Source organism: Hyphomicrobium nitrativorans NL23, from assembly GCF_000503895.1.
Classification (GTDB): domain Bacteria; phylum Pseudomonadota; class Alphaproteobacteria; order Rhizobiales; family Hyphomicrobiaceae; genus Hyphomicrobium_C; species Hyphomicrobium_C nitrativorans.
In genome coordinates this window covers 2718155-2742610 of record NC_022997.1, presented here as the reverse complement: position 1 = coordinate 2742610, position 24456 = coordinate 2718155, and the positions used below count along the sequence as shown (strand labels likewise).

Here is a 24456-nt window from a genome sequence, read left to right as displayed (position 1 = left end):
CGGTCAGGGGGTCTGCCGATCGTCCACGATCGTCGCGCCGGAGTTGCGTCCGCGCGCGATCGTAATTTCGAGGCCATTCGCTTTAGCGTCTTCGACTAAAGAATGATAGAGGCGGTCTGCCACATGCTGCGTTGGAACGAAGGCGAAACCTGTTGGCCCCCACGAGGTCTGTCCGATACCCGTAGCGCCCTGTTCCGCCGCACGTTTGAGGAGCGCGCCAACGGCGGGAGAGGTCCACGGACTGCCGCCCTGCGCGGCCGCAAAATGGCTTCCCACAATTGCTTGGATCTGAGTTAACGCAGTGCCGAAGGCTGCGATGTCCGCCTCCTTGAGCCCCGGCACGAGCTGCATCAGCACAAGCCGGCAAAGCCGGTCGGCGAGGGTCTCGGGGAAGGGCGGGAGCGCGGCGAACGCGCTCGTCTCGCGGTCGCCGTGCGCGCCCTGCGCGCTGCGGTCGAACACGAGGAGGACGCGCCAGTCTTCCGGAAACGGCATCTGGATCAGCACCGGCGGCGGCTGGTCAATGGCCCCGCGTCCGCCGTCCACGATGAAGCCGCCCGCTTCGAACGCGGCCATGCCGATCGCGGAGCGCGCGCCGCGGCCTGCGAGATCGCCGAGCTGCTGGGGGGAGAGCGAGAGCCCTTCGAGCCGCATGAGCGCAGCACCGATTGCGAGCGCGAGCTGTGTTCCCGAGCCGAGCCCGGCATGGGCCGGAATGGCGGAGAGAACGTCCACTCGGTAGCGGCCCGAAAGGCCGAGCGCCTGTCGGCACCGTTCCAGCACGGTCAGCACGCGGTCCTGCTCGGGTCCCGCCGCAGTCATCGTTTCGGAACGCGAGAGGCGGATCTCGGTTTTCGGCTCATCGACCGCAAGCCCGATGGAGCCGTAGCGCCGGCCGAGGCTTCCGTTGAGGTCGACGAAGCCGAGATGAAGTCTGGCCGGCGCCGAAACGCTCAATCCATGGGCCAGTTTCGTGTCGTGCATCGCGAAACGCGTCCTTGGCGGTGAGGGGTGGGCTCGCCGATTGCGCAGGCTGGAGGCGAGGATTAGGGTCGCGCCGAAGCGCAGAGAAGGTATTGGCGCATTTGTCCACCAAAGGCGAGGAGAGAGCAATATGACGAGCCCCCGCGAGACGGCACTTTCCGAGGCCGAGGTCACGCAATGGCTGTCCGAGAACCTTCCCCAGTGGCGCCTGGAAGATGGGTGGATCCGCCGCACATACAAGACGGCGAGCTGGAAAAGCACCTTGATGGTGATCACGACAGTCGGCCATCTGGCCGAGGCCGCCTGGCACCACCCGGACATCACGGCCTCGTACGCCTGGGTGGAAGTCCGCCTCGTGACCCATTCCGCCAAGGGCATCACCCGGAAGGATCTGGAGCTGGCCAGGAAGATCGAGGAGGTGATCGCCTGGCAGCCGGCGAAAGACGGCGTGTTCGAAGGCACGCCCTCCGACCAGCGCTTCGCGTACATCAAGTATGACTGATTTCGAAGAAGCGCATCCGCATTCCCTCCCCCCTTATGGGGGAGGGTTAGGGAGGGGGGGATTCCAGACCGTTTGCTGTCGGGCTTCCCCCCACCCCTGGCCCCTCCCCACAAGGGGGAGGGGAATGCGCCCCCCATGTGTCGAAAACGAAGGTCATGGTCCGAGGTGGCCATGAAGAAGTCTGCGAAGGCCTCCGCGGATTTCGACGCGCTTATCGGCCTCGGCTCCAACATGGGCGACAAGCAAGCGAACATTCGCCGGGCGATCGGTCTTCTGACAGAGGCGGGAGACATCCGCCTCGTCCGCGCCTCACGCCTTTATCGGACCCCGCCCTGGGGCGTGCTCGACCAGGATTGGTTCGTGAATGCGTGTATCGCCGTCGCGACCGATCTTGCTCCATACGACCTGCTGGCACGGTGCCTCGGCGTCGAAGATGAGATGAAGCGCGTGCGCCACGAGCGCTGGGGACCGCGTGTCATCGACGTCGACGTGCTGACCTATCGCAACGTTGCGCTCGACGATGCGCGCTTGACGGTGCCTCATCCGCGCATTGTGGAACGCGCCTTCGTGCTGCTGCCGCTCAAAGATATCGCCCCCGATCTCGTGGTCTCGGGGCACGTCCTCGATCACTGGCTTGCGAAGCTCGATACCGCCGGCGTCGAGCCTGTCGCAACCGCCGAATAGAAAACGCCGCGGATGAAAGCATCCGCGGCGTTCCGATGTTCAAAAAATCGCGTGCGCTTATTCTTTGCACTGCGTCTTGATGAAGGCGAGCAGATCCGCGCGGTCGTCCGCGTTCTTGATGCCGGCCGGGAAGATCATCTTGTTGCCCTTGATGAGCTTATCGTCAGCCTCGAACCAGGCGAGCAGGTTCTCGTCCGTCCACTCGATGCCGGAGTTCTTCACGGCGTCCGAGTAGTTGAAGCCCTCGACATGGCCAGCCGGCTTGCCGGCGATGCAGTCGAGATGCGGACCGAGACCGTTCTTCGCACCTTCGCCGATCTGGTGGCAGGCGGCGCAGCGCTTGAAGATGTTCGCGCCGTTGTCGGCATCCTGTGCGGACACGATTCCAGGCACGGCTACCAGGGCGGCAGCCGCAATAATCCAATTGCGCATGTTACGTTTCCTCCGAATTTTTCCCGCAGTCGGCCCATTGGACCTTGCTCGCATTCTGGCAATTTTTTGCTGAATGCGGTGTGAACAAGATGCCGCACCTAGCCGATATGCCTTGTCTACTTGAGGGGAGGAACGACCTCAAGATGCGTTGTGCGTGACCTTCGGTTTTGCTGCACCGCCCACACGCCGGTAAATGAACTCCGGCGGCTCGCTGTGGCTTTCGACCTCGGCCACCGCCTGCCACTGGGCATGCAGGGGCGAAAGCGAGCAGGCCGGGTCGGTGTTGGCCGCATCGCCCGTGAGCGCGAACGCCTGGCAGCGGCACCCGCCGTAGTCGATTTCCTTGCGCGGGCAGGTCCGGCAAGGCTCCTTCATCCACTCCGTGCCGCGATAGGCCTGGAAGGCTTCGCCGTTGAGCCAGATGTCAGCGAGCTTGCGCTCCTTGATGTTGTCGAAGGCGAGCGTCTTGATCGATTCGGCCGCATGGCACGGCAGCACCCGCCCCGACGGCGTGACGTTGACGATTCCGCGCGCCCACCCGCCCATGCAGGGCTTCGGGAACTTGGCGTAGTAGTCCGGCACGATGGCGTCGATGACGATGACGCCTTTGTACTTCTCGCGTGCCTCCTCGACCTGCTTGGCCGCCACCATGAAGGCTTCCTTGGTCGGCATCAGCGACGCGCGGTTGACCAGCGCCCAGGCGTAGTACTGCACGTGCGCGATCTCCACGCGGCCCGCGCCCATCTCGACCGCGAAGTCGATCATGCGGGGCACGTTATGGATGTTCTGCCGGTGAATGGGGCAGTTGATCGTGAGCGGTAGCCCGGCGTCGCGCACCCACTTGGCCACCTGGACCTTCTTGGCCATGCCGCCTTTATACTGAGCGATGCGGTCGGCATTCTCGGGGTCGACGTCCTGCACCGAGAGCTGCACGTGATCGAGGCCGACGTCGACGAGGCGGCGCAGGCGCTCTTCCGTCAGCGTCACGCCCGCCGTGATGAGGTTGGTATAGAGCCCGACTTCGGCCGCGACTTGCACGATCTCTTCGAGGTCCTTGCGTGCCGTCGGCTCGCCACCGGAAAGATGGATCTGCAGCACGCCGAGCGCGGCGGCCTGGCGCATCGTGTCCTGCCACTCCGCCGTCGTCAGCTCGGTGTTGCCGCGTTCCAGTTCGACCGGGTTCGAACAGTAGGGACACTGAAGCGGGCAGCGATGGGTCAGCTCGCAGAGCATCCCGATCGGCGCGCGCGCGCAAAGGGCGGGATCCTGACCTGGATCAGACGCGGGCGCGTCGTCGGTCGTCCGCGCGCAGACCGGCATTCCGGTCTCTTTGACGTGGTTAGGTACGATCTCGTTCATGGGCTCGTCCTCCCTGGGCCTTGCAGCAGCTTAAGCCTGCACCAGCACGCCTTTGTCCGTGAGGTCCTGCAGCATGACCACGATGTCGCCTGTTACGACTTCAAGTGGTGCGTCGTACTCCTGAGACAAGGTTTCCGCGATGTCGCTCACGGAACGTTGTCCGTCGAGGCGCTGCAGCACGACCACCGCGATGTCGTCCGGGTTGAATACCCGCTCGGGCGCGAGAATGATCCAGCGCCCGCGTCCCGCGTCGTGGCGCAGCTTAATGTGCCGCGGCATTGCGAGCTTGGTGTCCGGCGTGACGATGAGCCGGGTCGGGATCGGCTTCGCGTCGGATTTCGTTTCCGGCGTGTCGGGCTCAGCCATTGTCGAGCGTCTCCGGGTTGAAGGCGCCAGGCGGAATCCATGCCGGCGAAACATACGCGTGGTGCAGCGCATCGAGCTGCGCCCAGAGCACGTTGCACTTGAAGCGCACGGCGGCGACGCAGGCCTCCTGCTCGGCGCGCGTCTCCGCATGCGCCTTGATGAAGTCGAGCGCGAAACCGGCGTCGTTCGGCGCCTGCACGAGGCGCTTCTTAAAGTAGGCCATCACGTCGTCGTCGATGAAATCGTAGTTCTCAAGCATCCCCGAGATCCGCTCTTTGTGGATCTTCGGCGCGAACAGTTCCGTAAGCGACGAGGCGACGGCGACCACGAGCGGTTCCTCGCGCACGAAGCGCACATAGGCTTCGACGGCGAAACGCGTCGCAGGCAGCGCACCCTCCATGCTCTGGACGTAGCCGCGGTCGAGGCCGAGCCCGTCGGTCAGCACGAGCCAGCGCTCGATGCCGCCCGGATCTTCGCCGTGCCCGTCGTGTTCGAGCACGCGGTGAATCCAGTCGCGGCGGAGCTGCCGGTCGAAGACGCGGCTGACGAACGCCGCGTCCTTGCGCGGCACGGCCGACTGATAGCAGTAGCGGTTGAGGGCCCAGGCCGCGACCTGTCCCTTGTTGAGCTTGCCCCCGTGCAGAAGCTGATGGAACGGATGCAGGTCGTGATAGCGCTCCGCGCCGACGGCGCGGATGGCGGCCTCGAACTCGTCCGGCGTCCAAAGGGTTTTTGCGTCGCTTGCCGCGCGCCGCTCGCTCATAGGTCGATCTCCATTCCGTCGTAGCCGACCTCCCAGCCGGAGGCCTCCGTCGCGCGGCGCTCGGCCGAATTGTCGTTGAGCACCGGGTTGGAATTGTTGATGTGCACGTAAACCCTGCGCCCGACGTCGAGCGGCGCGAAGGCTGCGATGGAGCCTTGTTCGCCCGAGATGCTCATGTGGCCCATCCGCTGGCCGGTTTTCTGCATCAGGCCCTGCTTCAGCATCTCGTCGTCGGTGTAGAGCGTGCCGTCGAAGAACACGAGTGGCGCGCCCCTGAGACGCTCTGCCAGCTCTCCGTCGACCTCCGCGCACCCCGGTACATAGAAGAAGTGCTTCCCCGAAGCAGGCGACGAAACCTTGAGGCCGATGGCATCGCCCTCGCGGCTGCCGTAGTTGGTGTTCGCTGCGCCGCTTTCCAGGTAGAGCGCGATCTTGCCGGGCACGGCGAACGCCTCGATCACGAGGCCGGTATCGACGCCCGGCCCTTCGATCGGTGTCGGGGTGTCGAGCGCAAGCTCCATCCGGGGCACATAGTCCGCATTCAATACGTTAAAGATGGAGTTGTCGGCGAGCGTCGCCAATACCCGGGACGAGCCGTAAACCGCGAACGGCTGCAACTCGCGAAGGTTGAGCAAGCCTGCGATGAAATCCACGTCGCCGCCCGTCAGCACGGCGGCCTTGATCGGGCTGTTGCGCAGCGGTCCATCGGGCTGCGCGCCAAGCTCCGGCGTCTCGTTGATCTGTTGGCGCAAGTCGGGCGCCGTGTTGAGCAGTACCCAATCGCGGCCGTTGTCAGAGACGGCAAGCGAGCACTGGGTCCGCGGGCGGAAGCCCGGCGTCCCGGCCCTGACGTTGGCGCAGTTCAGGCAATTACAATTCCACTGCGGGAAGCCGCCGCCAGCAGCTGCCCCCAGGATTCGGATGCGCATGGGATATGTTCGCTCTTAACTGACGCACGCTTCGCCGAAAGCTGCGCCGCAAACAGCAGGCCGGCCGGGGGCTGGGAAAACAGCCGAAAGCCGGGAAACCGAGAGCAGTCGGCCGAAGCTGGCCTAAGGCCGGAAACAGCGACGGCGGTCGAAGCTCTCGACCGCCGCGCCGAAACTGCTCGTAAACGTGCGAGCGGATCGATTAGATGATGTCGATCTCGGCCGGCAGGTACGAAGTAACTTCGAGGCCGACTTCCTGCTCACGCACTGCGGGCTTGGTCCAGGTCTTCATGGGTAGTTCCTCCTTGAAATGGCAAGCTGTCCTAACGAGGCACCCCGCCAAGGGCCCCCACTGAAGTCGCCAGCCTTTGTTAGCGACGTCAGTCTGCGGATCGAGCCTCGCTTGTCAAGCGCGACCGCTTGGTGAGAGATAAACCACAAAGCTTGGCTGCGGCAAAGTAACAGTCCGTCACGACTTCGTGTGAGCGGGCAATCCTTGAGATTCGGACGGGACGCCGTTGAAACGGGTTTGCAGCCCCGTCGCCCCGGCCTCGCCCCCTGTAGGGTTTTGGAAGATCGTCCGCAATCGTTGTCTACTCCTTAAGTCCAGTGAGGAATAGAATTGCGAACTAGCCCGCGCGACCTTAAAGACATAGAAAATTATTCTACCTTATTGTATGTCGGGCCAGTGGCGGCATGCCAATGTAGGACGCATTTTACGAAAGGCTGCTAGAGATCCGCTCGCGCGGGCTATAGACGGCCGGCACAGGGCTGTGCAGTGCGGCCTAATCCGTCTGACAGGGCCGGCGCACGAGAAAGAACGAACGAGGGAGGAGAAGCGGGTGCCCGCGGTTCCATTCTTGCCGAAAAACGCGCCGTTTACGGCCGAAGAAATCGACGTGCTGAACGGACTCGTCCAGCGCTCGACGCCGTTGCAGCGCAGTTGGCTGTCGGGCTTTCTCGCGGGCCTCGATGCGGCCCAGGGCCAGGCGGCCGGAGCCGTCGCCGCCGCGCCCGCACCCCGCGCCCGTGAGCCGCTGACGATCCTTTACGGCAGCGAATCCGGCAATGCCGAGACGCTCGCGCTCAAGGCGAAGAAGCTGGCGGCCAAGCAGAACTTCGACGCCAAGGTCGTCGACATGGCCGACGCGGACCTCGCATCGCTCGCCAAGGTCAAGAACCTCATCGTCTACATCTCGACCTGGGGCGAGGGCGATCCGCCCCAGCGGGCCGAGGACTTTTACAAGGCGCTGCTGGCCGAAGACGCGCCCCGCTTCGAGGGCGTGCGCTTTGCCGTGCTCGCGCTCGGCGATACGGCCTACGTGAATTTCTGCCAGACGGGCCGCGAGATCGACACGCGCCTGGAGGCGCTGGGCGGCAACCGCGTTCACGCCCGCCAGGATCTCGACCTGGATTTCCAGAAGCAAGCCGCCGCTTGGACCGACAAGGCGCTTGAGGTGCTGGCGCCTGCCGAACCCGCGACGACGGTGGTTCACGTCGATTTCAAAGGCCCCGGTGCCGAGGACGACGAGGAGCGCTTTACCGCCGAGAGCCCGATCGAGGCGGAGATCACCGATCTCATCAATCTCAACGGCACGGGCTCCAGCCGCGAGACGTGGCACGCCGAGTTCGCGGTCGACGATCCCGCTTTCGTCTACAAGCCGGGCGATGCCATCGGTCTCTATCCCGAGAACGATCCGGAACTGGCGGACGAGCTTTTGCACGCCGTCGGCCTTTCCGGAGATGCCGCGCTCAAGCAGAAGCTCGTGCGCAGCCTCGACATCACCACCGTGTCGCGCCCGCTGGTGGATGGTTACGCCAAGCTCACCGGCCGCGCGGACGTGGCCAAGCTGCTCGAAGGCGATGCGCTTGCGCGCTTTACGGCAGACCATCAGCTCGTGGACGTTTTCGCGAACTATCCGGAGAAGCTCACGGCCGATCAGTTCGTGGGGCTTTTGCGTCCGCTCCCCGGTCGGCTGTACTCGGTGGCGTCGAGCCTCAAGGCGCATCCCGGCGAAGCGCATCTCTGCGTGGGCGCGGTCCGCTGGTCGTCCCACGGCCGCGCGCGCAAGGGCGTAACGTCAACCTATCTCGCCGACCGGCGGAAGGTGGGTGACAAAGCACGCATCTATATCAAGCCGAACCGTCACTTCGGCCTGCCGGCGGATGGCGCGACACCGATCGTCATGATCGGTGCAGGCACCGGCGTTGCGCCGTACCGCGGCTTCATCGAGGAGCGCGCCGAGAACGGCGATTCCGGCAAAAGCTGGCTCTTCTTCGGCGAGCGCAACTTCTCCTACGACTTCCTCTACCAGCTCGAATGGCAGGATCATCTGGAGTCGGGCGCTCTCTCGCGCATCGACGTCGCGTTCTCCCGCGACCAGCCGGAGAAGATCTACGTCCAGCATCGCCTCTGGGAGCGCCGCGACGAGATCCAGGGATGGATCGCCGATGGTGCCCACGTCTATGTGTGCGGCGACGAGAAGGGCATGGCCAAGGACGTGGACGCGACGCTCGTCAAAATCCTCGCCGAGGCCGCCAAGGGCGACGAGGACGCAGGCCGCGCGAAGCTGAAAGAGCTGACCAAGGCCGGGCGCTATCAGCGCGACGTATATTAGGCGGCAAAGCCGTCGGCGCTCGGCACTTTGCCCGAGAGCCGATCACCGATATCCGAGAAACTGCCATGACCGACAAGACCGATAAGCGCGCCCGTAACGAGTTCCTCAAGGAAGAAAGCCACTTCCTGCGCGGCACCATCGCCGACGGCCTCGCGCACGTGGAGACGGGCGCGATCTCCGACGACGACACGCAGCTCATCAAGTTCCACGGCTCCTACATGCAGGACGACCGGGACATCCGCGGCGAGCGCGCGAAGAAGAAGCTCGAAAAAGCGTTCAGCTTCATGATCCGCCTGCGGTTGCCGGGCGGCCTCGTCTCGCCCGAGCAGTGGATCAAGCTCGACGACATCGCGGGGACTTACGCCAACGGCTCGCTGCGCCTCACGACGCGCGCGACGTTCCAGTACCACGGCGTCATCAAGTCGAACCTGCGCCGCACGATGCAGGCGATCAACGGCGCCTGCCTCGACACCATCGCGGCCTGCGGCGACGTCAACCGTAACGTGATGTGCGTGGCAAACCCGTTCTTCTCGCCGGTTCACGCCGCGGCCGGCGAGTTTGCGCGCAAGGTGAGCGATCACCTGCTGCCGAAAACGAGCGCCTATCATGAGATCTGGCTTGAGGGCGACAAGGTCGAGGACATGTCGCGCCCGGCCGTTGTCGACACCGAGCCGCTCTACGGCACACACTACCTGCCGCGCAAATTCAAGATCGTGATCGCCGTGCCGCCGCACAACGACGGCGACGTGTTCGCGCACGATCTCGGCTACATCGCTATCACGAATGCCAAGGGCGAGCTTGCAGGCTGGAACGTCTCCATCGGCGGCGGCATGGGCATGACGCACGGCGACACGGCAACCTTCCCGCGCACGGGCGATGTCATCGGCTTCTGCACGCCCGAGCAGGCGGTCGACGTGGCTGAGAAGGTGATGCTCGTCCAGCGCGACTGGGGCAACCGCGAGAACCGTGCCAACGCGCGCCTGAAGTACACCGTCGAGCGCTTCGGCGTCGACAAGTACAGGGAAGAGGTCGAGAGTCGCCTCGGCTACAAGCTGGGCGAGGCGCGCCCCTTCAAGTTCACCTCGATGGGCGATCCCATCGGCTGGTACCAGGGCCCCGACAAGAAGTGGCACCTCGGTCTCTTCATCGAGGCGGGGCGCATCCGGGACTTCCCGGGCCGCCACCTGCGGACAGCGATCCGCGAGATCGCCGAAGCGGGCGGCATCACGTTCTCGGTCACCGGCAACCAGAACATCATCATCTGCAACGCGTCCGCGAAGCAGAAGACCAGGATCGACGCGATCCTCAAATCGCACGGCATCGACATTGCGACGTCGTCGGGCCTGCGCCGCAACTCGATCTCGTGCGTCGCGCTGCCGACGTGCGCGCTGGCTCTTGCCGAGAGCGAGCGCTTCCTGCCGGAACTGATCACGACGCTGGAAGACAGCCTCGACAAGGCGGGCCTGCGCAACGACGATATCGTCATCCGCATGACCGGCTGCCCCAACGGCTGCGGCCGTCCGTACATGGCCGAGATCGGCTTCGTCGGTCGCTCGCCGGGTCTTTACAACCTCTACCTCGGCGCGGCCCACGAGGGCACGCGGCTGAACAAGCTCTATGCGCAGGACGTCGGCAAGGCGCGGATCGTCGAGCTTCTGGAGCCGTTGTTCGTCCGCTACGCCAAGGAGCGCGACGAGGGTGAGAGCTTCGGCGACTTCGTGATCCGCGCGGGCGTCGTGAAGCCGACGCTCGGCGGCAACACGTTCCACGACGACATCGCGCTTGTCTAGACGAAGGCGCCTTTCATCCAGCAACGCGAAGGGGCGTCGTCAACCCTTCGCGTGGAGCTGATAGGCCGCGAACACGAGGATGGCCGCAAGGGCGGAGCGCAGCAGCCAGTCCGGCAGAATGCCCGTGAGCCGCGATCCGAGCGCGATCCCCGGAAGCGACCCCAAAAGCAAGAGCCCGAGCAGCGCGAAATCCGCGTTTCCCATGCTCAGGTGCCCGAGCCCCGACACCAGCGTCAGCGGCACCGCGTGCACGATGTCGGTGCCGATCAGGTAACGCGGACGCAACGCGGGATAGAGCAGCGTCAGCACGACCACGCCAATGGCGCCGGCACCCACGGACGTGAGCGTCACGACCGATCCCAGAGCGAAGCCGAGCAGCATCGTTGGAAACGGGCGCGCCACCGTGTCGTCGGCCTTGCCAGGCGCATCGCGAAACGACGCGCGTTTCATGAACGGATAAATGACCAGGGCGAACGAGCTCAGGATCAAGGCCGCCGAGAGCCCTGTCTTGATCACAGACGCCATCGTCGCGAGGTCGGGTTCGAGGATCTTGATCAGCACCAGCATCGCGATGGAGCCCGGCACGCTGCCCGCGGCGAGCCACCGCACGATGCGCCAGTTCACATGCCCGAACGTATGATGCGGCGCGACAGCGGAGGCCTTCGTGATCGCCGCGAAAAGCAGATCCGTCCCGACCGCGATGGCGGGCGAGATCCCGACTTTCGTAATCAGGAACGGTGTCATCAGCGAGCCCGCACCGACGCCCGTCATTCCGACGAGAAACCCGACCACAAGCCCGCCAGCCACGATCTGGGGCCACAAGGAAAGAACGGAAATGTCGAACATGCTTGGGGAGCCGCCTAAATGAACACGCGATAAATCGTGTGCATGCTCAGAAGAACGACCACGCAGCCGACCGCGAGCATCAGCACTTTTGCCGGGATATGTTTCGCCGCGAGTGCCGCGAACGGTGCGGCGATCACGCCGCCGATGATGAGCCCCAGAATGATCGGCCACAGGCTGAGCCCGATGGTGACGAAGAACGTCGCCGAGATGGTGAGTGTGACGAAGAACTCCGCGAGATTGACGGAGCCGATCGCATAGCGCGGTGTCGCGCCCTGCCCGAGCAGGCTCGATGTCACGATAGGCCCCCACCCACCGCCGCCGATGGCGTCGAGCAGCCCGCCGAAGAAGCCGAGCGGTGCAACCGTGCGCGGTTCCACGCCGTCGCGCTGGCGGGCGCCGATGGCCTTCCAGATGATGACGAGCCCGAGGATGAGGAGATAGGCGGCGATGAACGGCTTCAGCGTATCGCCAGGAAATTCCGACAGAACGTATGCACCGATCGCGCCGCCGATGGCGCCCGGCACCGCAAGACGCCACAGCAGTTTGCGATCGACGTTGCCGAGCTTCCAGTGCGCGGTCCCCGATGCGGCTGTCGTGACCGTCTCGGCTGCATGCACGCATGCGCTTGCCGTGGCCGGCGGCACGCCCGCGCTCAGAAGCACGGATGTGGCTGTCACTCCGTAGGCCATGCCTATCGCGCCGTCGATCATCTGGGCGAGAAACCCAACGATGACGTAGAAGAGAATGTCGTCCATGATGACCGGCGGAGTTTCCGTTTTTGTTGCCATTCAATAGCAGACAACACGCGCCCGGCGATACAGATTTGTTTGCTCTAGGCCATTGAAGACGCATTTAAAATTCGTGTTAACGCGGCGCCGTATCGTGGGCTCGAACACGCCGAAAGCCCGCCCCTCGGATGCGAGGGACGGGCTTCGTTTTTTTGCGTCGGCAATGCGCGAGCGGGACGCTTAGATCGAATAGTCCGGCGCGTTCTCGATCTCGACGTTGATCCCCGCCGCCCTGAGAATGAGGGCCACCTCATTGGCGCGACGGCGGAACTCTGCATCCGCCTGCGGGCTGTCGCCGAGGTCGGAGTTGAGGCCGCGTTCGAGCATCGCGCGCGTCAGCACGAAGGTGTTCTCGTCGGCTTCCGCCGCTTCGGCTTTCGCAGCCGTGATCACGCCGCCGGCGACGGAGCCGCCCGTGATGGCATCCACCAGCACGAAGCTTCCCGTTTCCGGAGCCTCCGTGAAGGTGTCGATGGCGGCCGTGCGCCCGAGCGCGATGGTGCCGATGGCGATGTCGTTGGTCGCGCACGCGTCCGCTTCATGCGTTTCGAGAGTTTCGAGATCGAGCAGCGCGCTGATCTTGAGGTTGGAGACCGGCGTCAGGTCGGTCGCGGTGCGCAAGAGGTAGGAGCCGCGCGGATCGTAGGCTGTCTCGCTGAGCCACACCATGCGCGCTTCGAGAACGCGGGCCGCAAGCGGCGGCATGTCACCCTTGGAGAGCACGGCGCCACGCGCGACGTCGATATCGGTGTCGAGCTGGATGGCGACGGCCTGCCCCTGGGACGCCGTGTCGAGATCGCCGTCCATGGTCGAGATGCGCAGGATCTTGGCCTTGCGCTGGGATAGCGCATCGACGACCGTCTCGCCCACCCGCACGCTGCCGCCGCTGACGGTGCCGGCAAGACCGCGGAAGTCGTTGCGGCTGTCGCGCAGGACAGTCTGCACGGGGAAGCGGAACGGGCCGGTGGGTTCCGTTACGCGGCTCGGCAGGCTTTCGAGATGTTCGAGCAGCGTGGGGCCGGAATACCAGGGCATGTGCGCCGATGCGGCGGCGACGTTGTCGCCGGAGACGGCAGCCGTCGGGATCACCGTCGTCTCCCAGAAACCGAACCGCCACGAGAAGGTCTCGAAGTCCGCTTCGATCTTGCGGAAGGTCGATTCCGACCAGTCGACGAGATCCATCTTGTTGACGACGAGGATCACGCGCTTCACGCCGACGAGGTCGAGGATTGCTGCGTGCCGGCGCGTCTGCGTCTTGATGCCGTGGCGTGCATCGATGAGAAGGATCGCAACGTCGGCGTGCGAAGCGCCGGACGCCATGTTGCGCGTGTATTGCTCGTGTCCGGGGCTGTCGATGACGACGATGCGCCGCGTCGCGGTATCGAAGTAGCGCCAGGCGATGTCGATGGTGATGCCTTGCTCGCGCTCGGCGACGAGCCCGTCCATGAGCAGGCTGAAATCCGGATTGCCGCCGTCGACCCTCTTGCCGCGCTCAAGCGTTTCGCGCTGGTCGTCGTAGAGATCGGTGGCATCCCAAAGCAGGCGGCCGATGAGCGTCGACTTGCCGTCGTCCACCGAGCCGCAGGTGAGCACGCGCAAGAGGCCGGAAAGCTCGGGTGCGATCTCGTCGAGATTGGCGCCCGAAGGCGAGGCGGCCGGCGTCTGGCCGGACACGACCTTGAGCGGCGCTTTCGAGACGCCGGACTGTGACTTCTGCAGGGCGGTGGGCTGTGCGGACATCTTTAGAAGTACCCTTCCTGCTTCTTCTTTTCCATCGCGCCGACCTGATCGTGATCGATGAGGCGGCCCTGGCGCTCGGAGGTGCGCGCGCCGAGCGTTTCTGCAACCACGCTTTCCATGTCGGCGGCATCGGATTCGACCGCGGCCGTCAGCGGATAGCAGCCGAGCGTGCGGAAGCGAACGCGCCGGTTGACGACCTCCTCGCCCGGCTTCAGCGTCAGGCGGTCGTCGTCCTGCATGATGAGTTGGCCGTTGCGCACGATGGTGGGGCGCTCGGCGGCGAAATAGAGCGGCACCACGTCGAGCTTCTCGCGCAGGATGTAGCGCCACACGTCGCGCTCGGTCCAGTTCGAGAGCGGAAACACGCGCACCGATTCCCCGGCGCCGAGACGCCCGTTGAGCAAGCGCCACATCTCCGGGCGTTGCCGGCGCGGATCCCAGCGGTGGCCCTCGGCGCGGAACGAGAACACGCGTTCCTTCGCGCGGCTCGCTTCCTCGTCGCGACGCGCGCCGCCGAACGCGGCATCGAATGCGTATTTGTCGAGCGCCTGCTTAAGCGGCACCGTCTTCATGACGTCGGTGTAGACCGAGGGCGAATAGTCGAGCGGATTGATGCCCTTCTCGCGGCCGTCCTCGTTGGTGTGCACGATGAGATCGAGGTCGAAGTCGCGCACCGTCTTGTCGCGAAACGCGATCATGTCACGGAACTTCCAGCCCGTATCGATGTGCAGCAAGGGGAACGGCAGGCGCGCCGGCCAGAACGCCTTGCGCGCGAGATGGAGCAGCACCGTCGAATCCTTGCCGATGGAATAGAGCAGCACCGGCTTGCGGAACTGGGCCGCCGCTTCCCGGAAAATATGAATGCTCTCGGCTTCCAGAAGGTCGAGATGCGAAATCTGTTGCGTCATACGTGAGCCTCTTTCGGCTTCGGGCGGTTGTGAAGGCCGCACTCTTTGCCGTCCTCGTTCTCCCACCACCAGCGGCCGGCGCGGATGTCCTCGCCGGGTCGGATGGCGCGCGTGCACGGCTGGCAGCCGATGGAAGGGAAGCCGCGGGCGTGCAGCGAATTGATCGGAACCCTGTTGGCGGCGATATAGGCTTCGAGCGTTTCGAGGCTCCAGTCGGCGATGGGGTTCAGCTTGACGAGGCCCTGCGCCGCGTCCCAGGCTGCGAACGGAACATGCGAGCGCCCCTCGGACTGATCGCGCCGGAGCCCGGTGATCCATCCCGCGGCCCCCGCGAGCGCCTTGTTCAGAGGCAGCACTTTGCGCACGTGGCAGCACGCGCGGCGGGCCTCGATGGACTGGCGGAAGCCCATGATGCCGTCGCGGGCGACAAGCGCTTCGACGTCGGACGCCTCCGGAAACACCACGCGGACCGCCGGCTTGTAGCGCAGCACGCTCGCTTCGAGCGTTTCGAGCGTTTCGGGGAAATGGCGTCCGGTGTCGAGCGTGAAGACGTCGAACGCCCGCCCCGTCGCGGCAATGGCGTGGAGGACGGCCTGATCCTCGATCCCGAGGCTTGTCGAGAAAGCGATCCGCCCCGGAATAGCATCGGAAATGGCGATCAGGCGCGCCTCGATGGTATCGAGCGCGGCGAGTTCGGCATCGAGACGGGCGGCGCGTGCGTCTCCCCCGTCCGCAAGGGCGGAATGATCTGTCGGCGCACCGGCGGAGCCCCCGGCGCGCACCTGAACACTCGATTGGGTCATGAAATCCTCCGATGCCCGGAAGCTAATGAAATGCTGTTCCCAGATAAAGGGGCATCTTGAAATAAAAATAGTATCTCATTCCGACAGGGCGGAGGTGGAGAAAAATTGTTCCGCAGAGGCCGCTTTGGGAACCATTTCTTGCAGAGCAGCATGCCTCCGCACCGTCTTAGACCGTCCGAGCCTCTCTGACATCGCTGGGCGGAACGGAAAACGGCGCCTCAGCTACCAGGTTCCCGTGTTTTCCATGGACACCCACGGCTCGGCCTTGGGCAACGAGGCGCCCTTTTGGAGCAGTTCGATCGAGATGCCGTCGGGCGAGCGGACAAACGCCATCCGTCCGTCGCGCGGAGGTCGGTTGATCGCGACGCCGCCCTCCGCAAGCCTGGCGCAGGCCGCATAGATGTCGTCGACCTCGAATGCGAGGTGGCCGAAGTTGCGGCCCGCCCCGTAATCCTCCGGATCCCAGTTATGAGTGAGTTCGATAAGGGGAGCGTTTTCGGCGCCCGCCCGAGGTTCGTCGCCGGGTGCGGCGAGGAAGACCAGCGTAAAGCGTCCGATCGGGTTGGCGATCCGCCGCGTTTCGACGAGGCCGAGGAGCCCGCAATAGAACGCCAGGCTGTGTTCGAGGCTTGTCACGCGAACCATGGTATGGAGATAGCGCATATCGACCTCCCGCTGTTGCACGCATATCACGGGAAACATCCCGTGAACTCAAGGAGCGGAGACGCCCAACCCGGCGACTTTCCTCAGCTTTCGCTCTCGACGGGCCCGAAATGACGTTATCCCCAGGCCCTCCACTGGCCTCTCGTGACGGTCTTACCCTGTGTGCAGATCTGCGGGAATGCCGTTAGGAGGCCTGTCGTCAAAGCGAATCAGTTGGCCGCTCTTTTGGCCCGAGGGGAGCCAAAAACCACGTTGATGCACATGCGACACGGCTCGGCTCTGCTGCGGCTCAGAAAATTTCCGGAACGTTGGATCGCTAAAAAAGGGTTAATGAACTCAGTCCCTTGCTGTTCGCATCTCATGTGGACATGCCGTGAGTGGTGTCCCTTCCGACGTGTCCCATCTGGACGAAGGGCTGGCCTCGACCTTCCGAGGTGATATTCTCCGCCCATCGCCGAAAGCGAAATACAGTCGATGTTGAGGGCTGACACTGTATTGGCGTCGAGGCGGCGCATTAATGTTCAACGTAGGCCAAGTATAGGCGGGGTAAAATTATGGGGGATTCCAAGCTACCTCCGGAGTATCCGGGCGACGGAGTATTGTCTGAAGGCGATCTGGAGCGCCTGGAGGAAGGTGGTCTCGAAGTATTCGAGATCGCGGGCACCATAAAGTGGTTCGATGTGGCGAAGGGATACGGCTTTATTGTCCCTGACAACGGACTGCAGGATGTTCTCCTCCATGTGACCTGCCTGCGGGCCGGCGGCTACCAGACCGCATACGAAGGGGCCCGGATTCACTGCCAGGTCCTGAAGCGTCCGAAGGGGATGCAGGCATTTCGCATCCTGTCGATGGACGAATCGACGGCCATCCACCCCTCGTTGCTGCCGCAGCGCACCCACGTTCAGGTGACGCCGGAGAGCGACTGGGAGCGCGTGATGGTGAAGTGGTTCAACCGCGTGCGCGGTTTCGGCTTCCTCAGCAAAGGCGAGGGCACGCCGGACATCTTCGTGCACATGGAGACGCTGCGCCGCTTCGGTTTTACCGAACTCAGGCCCGGTCAGACTGTTTTGGTTCGCTGGGGCATGGGCTCCAAGGGCCACATGGCGGCCGAGCTTCGCCCGGACGGCTCGTCGACGGGCATCGCCTCGTCGCACTGAGCGACCAACGGATCGCATCAGGCCGATCTGGCCTGATGCGATGATCTTGGGCTGATCCGGTGCGAACGGCGCCAAGCAGAGCAGCGCCCCATTGATCGGAACGCCGGGCCGTGCTGGTTTCGAGCTCCGCCGATCTCGACTATCGGCGACGAGTTTGATGCGAGGCCGGTTCGCGTGATGTGCGCGTTCCCGGCAGCCGAAGCGCCGGGATGCACCGATGAGCGAATTTCGACATGGACGAAGGGCCGTCGTTGGGGCGGCCCTTTTGCTTGCGACCGTCGCGGGAGCCGGAGCGCTGCTCTGGGCTGGGCAGTCGACGCGCACCGCCGACGCCGAACGCGCGGGTGCATCGGTTATCGAAGAGCGGCTCGAACTCGTGACCGCAACGGGCGTTCACGCGTTCGACATCGAGGTCGCAACCACACCCGAGCAGCAAGCCCGCGGACTGATGTTCCGCACCGAGCTGGCCGAGAACAAGGGAATGCTCTTTCCGTACTCTGAACCGCGCGAGCTCACGATGTGGATGCGCAACACCTATATTCCGCTCGATATGGTGTTCATCCGCGCCGACGGCACCGTGCACCGGATCGAAGCGCAGACCGTGCCGTTTTCCGAACGCACCATCGGCTCCCAAGGCGCCGTGACCGCCGTGCTCGAAATCGCGGGCGGTGTCGCCGCACGGCTGGGCCTCAAGCCGGGCGATACCGTGCGTCATGCACACTTCGGCACGTCCGCGCAGCGGTAACGCCCCGTCGAAAAACGAAAATTGCTCCGGAACGCTTATCGCAAGTGCTTTGCGAATGAAGCACTTGCGAAGAACTGAGTAAGCATATCCCGTAATCACGAAAATAAGATATGCGCTGAGTTCGGAAAATCGCCTCAGTGACGATCTTTAAAGATCGGGTCGAATGGGCGGAGCCTGACGGGGAGGGTCTCCATAATGCGTTCTGCGGTGGTCCTGCGCAATTGAGTGCGCAAGTGCGCTGGGTCCACCGCGCGAGCATTAGGATTGAAAATGTTCCAGCGTGGGTCTCACTGGGTTTCGGCCCGGATGAGCGAAGTCGTAAAGTCTGGCGTGCCGCAAGTTGTTGCCCGCGAGCAGCCGGCGAGAGACGAGACGGTGTCCGCGCCCGGCGCCCCGGAGGACGTGGGGGCGAAGACGCGGCCACCATCTTCGGTTTCATTGCTGCCGGGCTCTACAGGAAGCGCGGGCTCCACAGGAAACGACAGGTCGCAGCATAAGACGCTGCCCGTTGCGGCGGAGCTTGACCGCGCCGATGCGCCGCCGGGCGCGGTGCGGAAGGTGGGAGACGAAAGCCCGGCCCGAGCAAGCGTCGTTGAAAAGCAGCGGGACAGGTCCCGCGAACGGCGCGTGCCCCACGTCGCATTGGTCGCAGTCGGGATCCTTGCCGCCGTCGCGGTCGGGCCTGGAGGGACGAGCGTTCCGCAGGAGGGCCGTCGCGTCGCGAGCATTGTGCCGGCGACACTCGCGCAACCGGCGCGTGGCGAGGCGTCCGCAGTGCGCGCACAGCCGGTGGAACACGCCGTCGAGGCAGCGCCGTCGGCCCCTCCCGGGGAGCATGCGTTGCAAGAGCGTGAACCGGCGAAAGAGCGGCCTGCCGCCGATGCGCTGATCTTCAAGAACGCGACGCTCTGCACCGGCACGCGATGCAACACGCTTCTCGTGCATCGTCCGTATGAGACCCTTCGACCGATGTTGCAGCCCGCGCTGGGGCGGGCGGCGGGCATCGCCGAAACGGCTGTCGGGGATGAATTCCACGTCATCGCTCAAGACGTTGTCTTGAAAACGCCTGCGCCGGCCGAGACCGCCTTCTCGACTTCTGAGGAAAAACCCGACGTGCCGCACGGTGCCGAAGACGCGGATAAGCGCGTTCTGGAAATCCCCCTCGACGCTCTCGGCGAGGTCGAGTTCGTGCTGTTGCCCGAGAGTGGCCAGGATACCTCCCGCGCACGCGTTGCATTGAGGCAGCGCGATGGCGGCGAGATCGCCCGGTTCGATCTCAAAATCGATCAGACTTTGATCTCCCGCCTACCGCAGGGCGAGAACGAGAGCGAGGAGCGACGACCACTGGAAAATGACGAAGAGCGGCACGGCGGCGCGGACGACGAAGGCGCAGATCCTGAGAAACCGGCTGTCGATGCGCCTCCCGTCCCGCGCACAAAAAAGAGGGCGCCGCGCGCGGAGCGCAAGAGCGCGCCCCGCCGGGCCAGGACGACGCAGCCGGTCAAGCAGTCGGAAAAGAAGGATAGTCTCTCCGCCAGGGCACCGACGCAGCGCGCGTCCGCGACACCTCCGCCTCGTGGCCTCTTCCCGCTCCAGCCTTTACCGTCGCCACCCTCCAAGCCCGCGTCCCAGCGAGCAGCTCCGGCGATGGAGAAGAAGAGGGACCCCGAGGTTTCGTCGAACGACCTGGCCTCCCAACCGACGCCGCGAACAGTCGGGCGGCCGCCTGGCTTCGAAACGCTGATGAGCCTCGGGGGCGGCTTTGCGGTCGAGCCCCCGTGACCCGGAGCAGGAGAAAGCCGCGACGTAGCCCCGCAGCAGCGCACGCCGCTTTTTTGTCTCGCATCCGTGTGCTAGAAGGCCTCACTCTGCGGCCAGCCGGAACGCGATCCGCAGCAGAACCGCGTCGTGCCTCAGAGCCGCGCACAATCGTCGGGGCATAGCTCAGCCTGGTAGAGCACCTGCTTTGGGAGCAGGGGGCCGGGAGTTCGAATCTCTCTGCCCCGACCATTCGGTTCCGGAAATGTGCGGCCTGTCGGTGCCGTGGAGTGAGCTAGCACGCGGCCTGCCTGGAGCCGCAGCTACTCGGGCTTCCCCTCGGCAAGCCGCGCCAGGCCCGGGATATCGCGGATGATGATTTTCTGGCGCCCGACCTCGACGAGCCCCTGAGTATTCCAGGCGCTCAGAATGCGCGAAACGGTGTGGAGCGTCGTGCCCGTCATTTCGGCGATGTCACGCCGCGAGATCGGAAAGCCGATCTGGATGCCGGCCTCCTCCTGGCGGCCCGCCTTTCCCGAAAGCCGCAAGATCGCATGAGCGACGCGCCGCTCCGATTCCTGCGTCGACATTTCCCGAATGCGGGTGTGCGCTTCGTCGAGCTGGCGGCCGAGGGTTTGCATGGTCCTGGCGGCAAGGAGCGGTGTCCGTCCGATGAAATCGGACCAGAGGCAGCTCGGCCACGCGAGTGTCATGCTATCGGTGACCGCCATTGCGGTGCCCGGATAGTCAGGCCGCGCGAGCGCCTTCGCAAAGCCGAAAAGTTCGCCGGGATGCACGACGCGAACGATGATCTGCTGACCGTCTCCAGTGACCTGGGTGACCTTCAATCGCCCGCTGAGCAGAAGGAAGAAGCTCGTCGCCGTTTCCCCTTGCTTGAACACGGCCTCGCCTTGCGCCACGCGCCGTGGCGTGGCCTGAGCCAGCAGCCCGTCGAGGTCCGCATCGCTCATCGTCTCGAAGAGAGGGAGCGACTTGATGACGGTGCGGTGCATCTTCACGGAATGGGCGCCTCACCTCGAACAGGCACGAACTCCCGCCGGCCGGGCGGTCAGGAGCACAATCGAGCGTCCATCATTCGGTGGCGAGGCGCGAAAAGTCTTTGTTGCGGATCAACCGGCGTGCCTAGAGCGTTTTCCGATCCGATGGAACCGGATCGGACGCTCCATCTTTTTGATGAGACCGATGATTCACGCTTCGGACTGATAGGGCCCGAGGCGATCATGGTCTAGAGCCGAATGCCTAACGACCGCACGGCGACCAGGAGAGGCTCGTACCACGTGGTGTCTTTGACGAGACGGAAGCCCAGGTTGTCGGGCGGCGCGCCGACGGCGCAGCCGCCGCCCTTGGGATTTCGAACGAAGAACACCATCGCGGCCCGATGCTGCCCCGCGGCCCAATAGATCCCGCACGAGGCGGCGGGCGCGAGACGCTCCGCCTGGCTGCGGCTGAGGTCGACACGCTGACGGCAGGTGGTGCTCCATTCCCAGACATTGCCTGCAAAATCCGCGACGCCGAGTTCGTTCTCGCCGAAATGCCCGAGCGGTTTCGGAACGCCGTCACGGTTGGCGGTGCGCTCGGCATCTTTGCGATACGTGGCGAGCCAGCGGTCGGCGGGATTGGCGCTGGACCCAAGCGCGTCGTCGGGAAAGCGCGTTCCGGCGGCAAACGCGAGTTCCTCGTCGGTCGGAAGCCGCCAGGCCTCGCCGGTCTGGCGGCCAAGCCATGACGCATACGCCTCGGCATCCGTATAGCTCACGCCCGTCACGGGCACGTCGACGTCATCCGCCACGTGGAATTCGGGTTCGGCAGCCGAGCAGGCGCCATCGGCGACGCAGCGGGCGTAGTCTGCCTGGGACACCTGATACTTCATGATCGTGAGCGGTTGCGTGACCGACACCGTACGGACGGGGCCATCGACCTCATAGCCGTCGCGATAATATTCCCCGGCCGCGCGATAGCTGAACGTGCGCGGCGCGACCGTGACCACCTGCGGTGCGTCGGCAAGCGCGATGGCAACTGTCTCGGTTCGGAAGAGCGTCGCCTTGATCAGAACGGCGCATGCCACAACGGCGATGAAGATCGACGATCCGACAATCGTGGCATGAAGAATGTCGTCTTTGAGTGAGAGAGCGGTCATGGCGGCCTCCATGCCAAATTCCGCACGCCCGGAACCGGCACCTAGGGGAGATGGCTTGAATTGCCGCCGGTTCCGGACGTGGAAAGGAACGAGGAGAGGGAAGGCGGGCTAGCGTATCGCTCGCCTCCCCGAGAGGGCGTCAGCTTCCTGACGGCGCAACGACGGTCGTCATCAGGTCGTCGTTCCAGTCGCCCGTGACGGTAAAGTGGGCGGCCGCGCCAAGCTCGAAGGCCTCGATCAGATTGTGGTTCACGTAAGCGTAAATGCCCGGCTGCTCGAAGGTGTAGAGCGCGGCGCCCGCGGTGCCGCCCGGAATGAACCAAGTCTCCTGATCGACATCGGGCGGATTGCGGAACTTGCCCGTTCCCCAGACGTAGTCGCCGTGCCCACCGATGAGGTGCGGGCGCGTATCGCGGTTGGCCTGCGAATGGATGATGAGAACCGTCTCGCCCACGGCAGCCTTGAGCGCGTTGTCGCCGGTGAGAGCACCGACCGCACCGTTGAACACGATGTGGCTGGGCACAAGCGTCCGCATGGTCTGGACCGTATCGAAATAGGAGTCGTTGATGGTCTCGTACTTCTTGTAATCGCCCTTCTCGTCGCGCGGCACGTAGAAGTCCTGCTCGCCCACGTAGTAGACGCGGTCGTAAGGAAGCTCCTTGCCCTTGCCGTCGGTCAGCCCCTCGCGCGGCAGCACCATGACGGCGCCGTTCATGCCGGCGGTGACGTGCCAGGGAACCATGCCTGGAGGCGCGCAGTGATAGACGAAAACGCCGGCCTTGGTGGCCTTCCAGCGCAGCACCGTCCGCTCGCCGGGATTGACGAGCGTCAGTCCCGCGCCGCCCAACGCACCCGTTGCGGAGTGGAAGTCGATGTTGTGCGGCATGCTGCTGGTCGACGGGTTGATGAGCGTCAGCTCGACGTAATCGCCTTGGTGCACGACCATGAGCGGGCCGGGAACCGACCCGTCGAAAGTCATCGCATGCACTTCGGTGCCCTGGTCGTCGAGGATGATTTTCTTCTCCTCGATCGTCATCGTGAATTCGACGATCTTGGGTCCGCCCTCGGCTTTCTGCGTGTGCGCGTGCACGAACGGCGGCCTCACGAGATCGACCTTAACGCGGGGTAAAGACGCGATGTCGACGGGTGTGTTGGAAGCAGCTTCGCGAGCCCGCGCGGGGCTTCCGCTCACGACGGGTGCCAGCGCACCGGCAATGGCCGCACCGGCCATCATCGTGCGGCGTGTCATCTGCAAATGATTAGCCATCGGTCATCTCCTCTCTAGGATGGAAGCGGGTATTGCCCGTTTCTTCCTTTGTAGGAGCATTCGCGGTGCGCTCTTTGCTGTGGAGCAAAGAAGCCTTCCACGCCGATGCGGCACTTTAGCAGCTGTCTGAGAAAGAATAGAAGGAACGCGTGGAAACGGAATGGGTGCGCGTGCGCATCCCCCGCGCGCTTAGAACCCTTCCTCTCCACGGTCGCTCCACTCGACGAACGTCGCGAGCAGCGCCACGTCCACAATCGAGATCTGCTCGCGATCGACGCTGACGCCGAGCGGACGCAGCTTCGCGAGTGCCCGCGGAGAGGCAGGGTGCGATCCGCTTTGCGGGGGCGCACGGCGAAAACCGCGAGAGCACATCGATAGCCCGCGCTTGACCCCGGTCAAGGGCCGCCCATCGGGGACGCGCAACGAGGGGCGGTCGATATAGGAGAGGCGCCATGAACATCGCTGCAATCGTGTACCAGGGCGATCAGGGAGCGGCGGTAGACGCGCTGCTCGCCGACATTGCCTATGACCTGCGCGCGAGCGGGTGGAAGCTCGCCGGTGCCGTGCAGACGCCGGCCGCGCCACGCAACAGCCGATGCGAGATGACGCTTGAGGATCTCGCGACGGGGGCGTGCGTCGAGATGTCGGACGAGTTGGGTCCGACAGCTTCGGGATGTCGGCTCGACACGGAAGCGCTGGAGGATTCGGTGGGCCTCGCGACCGCATCGCTCGATCCCGCGACGAGGCTCGTGATCGTCAACCGCTTCGGAAAACGCGAAACTGACGGTCGAGGTTTCCGCTCGATGATCGAAAGCGCGGTTGCGATGGATGTGGCTGTGCTCGTCGGTGTAAAACAGGTGCACCTCGACGCTTGGAAACGTTTCGTCGGCGACGAGCCGCTCATGCTGCCGCACGAGCGCGACCGCATCCTGGCATGGTGCAAAGACGCTGTAGGAAGCGAGCGCTGACCCGCGACAATCGAAGGGGGTGAAAGCGTGAGCGCGAGACGCGCGACTATGAAAAAGTTAGGCGGCTTTCGCCGCCTAACGTCCGTGTGCGTCAGCGACGGACGCAGTTTTTCCGATCGTCGCGCCGCTGAACATCGTCGTGCTCGGCATCGACGACCAGAGATACGCCGCAACGAGCGGATGCATGGCGCGGCCTAAACCGCACCGAAGATCATCAGCAACAGCACG

25 protein-coding genes and 1 tRNA gene are annotated in these 24456 nt (G+C 64.4%); 9 read left to right on the top strand and 17 right to left on the bottom strand.

Going from position 1 to position 24456, the window contains the following annotated elements:
- Positions 1 to 3 precede the first annotated feature (3 nt).
- Positions 4 to 984 carry a beta-ribofuranosylaminobenzene 5'-phosphate synthase family protein gene (locus W911_RS12760; protein WP_023787960.1) on the bottom strand — a complete coding sequence of 327 codons (981 nt, stop codon included), beginning with the start codon at positions 982 to 984 and terminating at the stop codon, positions 4 to 6.
- Between the two features lie 130 nt (positions 985 to 1114).
- Between W911_RS12760 and W911_RS12755 the strand changes: the two genes are divergently transcribed.
- Positions 1115 to 1486 (top strand): 4a-hydroxytetrahydrobiopterin dehydratase, encoded by a 372-nt coding sequence (locus W911_RS12755; RefSeq protein ID WP_023787959.1) that lies wholly within the window; start codon positions 1115 to 1117, stop codon positions 1484 to 1486.
- Between the two features lie 171 nt (positions 1487 to 1657).
- On the top strand, positions 1658 to 2170 hold the full coding sequence (gene folK, locus W911_RS12750) for a 2-amino-4-hydroxy-6-hydroxymethyldihydropteridine diphosphokinase (RefSeq protein WP_023787958.1): 513 nt from the start codon (positions 1658 to 1660) through the stop codon (positions 2168 to 2170).
- 57 nt (positions 2171 to 2227) lie between these two features.
- Here folK and W911_RS12745 read toward each other — a convergent pair whose 3' ends face one another.
- The 6 genes from W911_RS12745 to pqqA all read right to left on the bottom strand — a co-directional run bounded on the left by W911_RS12745 (position 2228) and on the right by pqqA (position 6311).
- Complete coding sequence (locus W911_RS12745) at positions 2228 to 2602, bottom strand: c-type cytochrome (protein ID WP_041316552.1); 375 nt, start codon at positions 2600 to 2602, stop codon at positions 2228 to 2230.
- A 138-nt stretch (positions 2603 to 2740) separates the two neighbouring features.
- Positions 2741 to 3961: a pyrroloquinoline quinone biosynthesis protein PqqE gene (gene pqqE / locus W911_RS12740; protein WP_041316550.1), complete on the bottom strand. Its 1221-nt coding sequence runs from the start codon at positions 3959 to 3961 to the stop codon at positions 2741 to 2743.
- A gap of 30 nt (positions 3962 to 3991) precedes the next feature.
- Complete coding sequence (pqqD, locus tag W911_RS12735; protein ID WP_051388557.1) at positions 3992 to 4327, bottom strand: pyrroloquinoline quinone biosynthesis peptide chaperone PqqD; 336 nt, start codon at positions 4325 to 4327, stop codon at positions 3992 to 3994.
- Entirely contained in the window at positions 4320 to 5090 is a 771-nt protein-coding gene (pqqC, locus tag W911_RS12730) for a pyrroloquinoline-quinone synthase PqqC (RefSeq protein WP_023787956.1), read from the bottom strand. Before pqqC ends, pqqD begins: the two co-directional genes overlap by 8 nt.
- On the bottom strand, positions 5087 to 6019 hold the full coding sequence (pqqB, locus tag W911_RS12725) for a pyrroloquinoline quinone biosynthesis protein PqqB (protein ID WP_023787955.1): 933 nt from the start codon (positions 6017 to 6019) through the stop codon (positions 5087 to 5089). Before pqqB ends, pqqC begins: the two co-directional genes overlap by 4 nt.
- 202 nt (positions 6020 to 6221) lie before the next feature.
- On the bottom strand, positions 6222 to 6311 hold the full coding sequence (pqqA, locus tag W911_RS12720; RefSeq protein WP_020086280.1) for a pyrroloquinoline quinone precursor peptide PqqA: 90 nt from the start codon (positions 6309 to 6311) through the stop codon (positions 6222 to 6224).
- A gap of 550 nt (positions 6312 to 6861) precedes the next feature.
- Between pqqA and W911_RS12715 the strand changes: the two genes are divergently transcribed.
- Both W911_RS12715 and W911_RS12710 read left to right on the top strand, forming a co-directional pair.
- Complete coding sequence (locus tag W911_RS12715) at positions 6862 to 8637, top strand: diflavin oxidoreductase (RefSeq protein WP_023787954.1); 1776 nt, start codon at positions 6862 to 6864, stop codon at positions 8635 to 8637.
- A gap of 65 nt (positions 8638 to 8702) precedes the next feature.
- Positions 8703 to 10427 (top strand): NADPH-dependent assimilatory sulfite reductase hemoprotein subunit, encoded by a 1725-nt coding sequence (locus W911_RS12710; RefSeq protein ID WP_023787953.1) that lies wholly within the window; start codon positions 8703 to 8705, stop codon positions 10425 to 10427.
- A gap of 39 nt (positions 10428 to 10466) precedes the next feature.
- On the opposite strand, the gene W911_RS12705 is transcribed toward W911_RS12710, so the two are convergent.
- The 6 genes from W911_RS12705 to W911_RS12680 all read right to left on the bottom strand — a co-directional run bounded on the left by W911_RS12705 (position 10467) and on the right by W911_RS12680 (position 16175).
- Complete coding sequence (locus tag W911_RS12705) at positions 10467 to 11273, bottom strand: sulfite exporter TauE/SafE family protein (RefSeq protein WP_023787952.1); 807 nt, start codon at positions 11271 to 11273, stop codon at positions 10467 to 10469.
- A gap of 14 nt (positions 11274 to 11287) precedes the next feature.
- Positions 11288 to 12028, bottom strand: coding sequence for a sulfite exporter TauE/SafE family protein (locus W911_RS12700; protein ID WP_023787951.1), 741 nt, complete (start codon positions 12026 to 12028; stop codon positions 11288 to 11290).
- Between the two features lie 213 nt (positions 12029 to 12241).
- Positions 12242 to 13801: a sulfate adenylyltransferase subunit 1 gene (locus tag W911_RS12695; protein ID WP_023787950.1), complete on the bottom strand. Its 1560-nt coding sequence runs from the start codon at positions 13799 to 13801 to the stop codon at positions 12242 to 12244.
- A gap of 2 nt (positions 13802 to 13803) precedes the next feature.
- On the bottom strand, positions 13804 to 14709 hold the full coding sequence (gene cysD / locus W911_RS12690) for a sulfate adenylyltransferase subunit CysD (RefSeq protein WP_023787949.1): 906 nt from the start codon (positions 14707 to 14709) through the stop codon (positions 13804 to 13806).
- Entirely contained in the window at positions 14706 to 15512 is an 807-nt protein-coding gene (locus tag W911_RS12685) for a phosphoadenylyl-sulfate reductase (RefSeq protein ID WP_023787948.1), read from the bottom strand. The genes cysD and W911_RS12685 overlap by 4 nt, the downstream gene beginning before the upstream one ends.
- A 222-nt stretch (positions 15513 to 15734) precedes the next feature.
- Positions 15735 to 16175, bottom strand: a complete 441-nt coding sequence (locus tag W911_RS12680; protein WP_023787947.1) for a VOC family protein — start codon at positions 16173 to 16175, stop codon at positions 15735 to 15737.
- A gap of 554 nt (positions 16176 to 16729) precedes the next feature.
- Here W911_RS12680 and W911_RS12675 point away from each other — a divergent pair.
- The 4 genes from W911_RS12675 to W911_RS12660 all read left to right on the top strand — a co-directional run bounded on the left by W911_RS12675 (position 16730) and on the right by W911_RS12660 (position 20087).
- Positions 16730 to 17332 carry a cold-shock protein gene (locus W911_RS12675; protein ID WP_041316546.1) on the top strand — a complete coding sequence of 201 codons (603 nt, stop codon included), beginning with the start codon at positions 16730 to 16732 and terminating at the stop codon, positions 17330 to 17332.
- Between the two features lie 217 nt (positions 17333 to 17549).
- Positions 17550 to 18077: a DUF192 domain-containing protein gene (locus W911_RS12670; protein WP_041316544.1), complete on the top strand. Its 528-nt coding sequence runs from the start codon at positions 17550 to 17552 to the stop codon at positions 18075 to 18077.
- A 306-nt stretch (positions 18078 to 18383) separates the two neighbouring features.
- Entirely contained in the window at positions 18384 to 19859 is a 1476-nt protein-coding gene (locus tag W911_RS12665; RefSeq protein ID WP_144083595.1) for a hypothetical protein, read from the top strand.
- A 151-nt stretch (positions 19860 to 20010) separates the two neighbouring features.
- Positions 20011 to 20087, top strand: a tRNA-Pro gene (locus tag W911_RS12660).
- 71 nt (positions 20088 to 20158) lie between these two features.
- Here the strand turns inward: W911_RS12660 and W911_RS12655 are convergent.
- The 4 genes from W911_RS12655 to W911_RS18490 all read right to left on the bottom strand — a co-directional run bounded on the left by W911_RS12655 (position 20159) and on the right by W911_RS18490 (position 23659).
- Positions 20159 to 20854: a Crp/Fnr family transcriptional regulator gene (locus W911_RS12655; protein WP_041316542.1), complete on the bottom strand. Its 696-nt coding sequence runs from the start codon at positions 20852 to 20854 to the stop codon at positions 20159 to 20161.
- 227 nt (positions 20855 to 21081) lie between these two features.
- Complete coding sequence (locus tag W911_RS12650) at positions 21082 to 21993, bottom strand: SUMF1/EgtB/PvdO family nonheme iron enzyme (RefSeq protein ID WP_041318679.1); 912 nt, start codon at positions 21991 to 21993, stop codon at positions 21082 to 21084.
- Positions 21994 to 22132: 139 nt separating this feature from the next.
- Positions 22133 to 23260 carry a copper-containing nitrite reductase gene (gene nirK / locus W911_RS12645; protein WP_023787941.1) on the bottom strand — a complete coding sequence of 376 codons (1128 nt, stop codon included), beginning with the start codon at positions 23258 to 23260 and terminating at the stop codon, positions 22133 to 22135.
- A gap of 189 nt (positions 23261 to 23449) precedes the next feature.
- Entirely contained in the window at positions 23450 to 23659 is a 210-nt protein-coding gene (locus W911_RS18490; protein ID WP_174394676.1) for a hypothetical protein, read from the bottom strand.
- Positions 23660 to 23712: 53 nt separating this feature from the next.
- Between W911_RS18490 and W911_RS12635 the strand changes: the two genes are divergently transcribed.
- The gene (locus W911_RS12635) at positions 23713 to 24228 is read left to right on the top strand and encodes a DUF2478 domain-containing protein (RefSeq protein WP_023787939.1); all 516 of its coding nucleotides are present in this window, start codon (positions 23713 to 23715) and stop codon (positions 24226 to 24228) included.
- Positions 24229 to 24456: the final 228 nt, after the last annotated feature.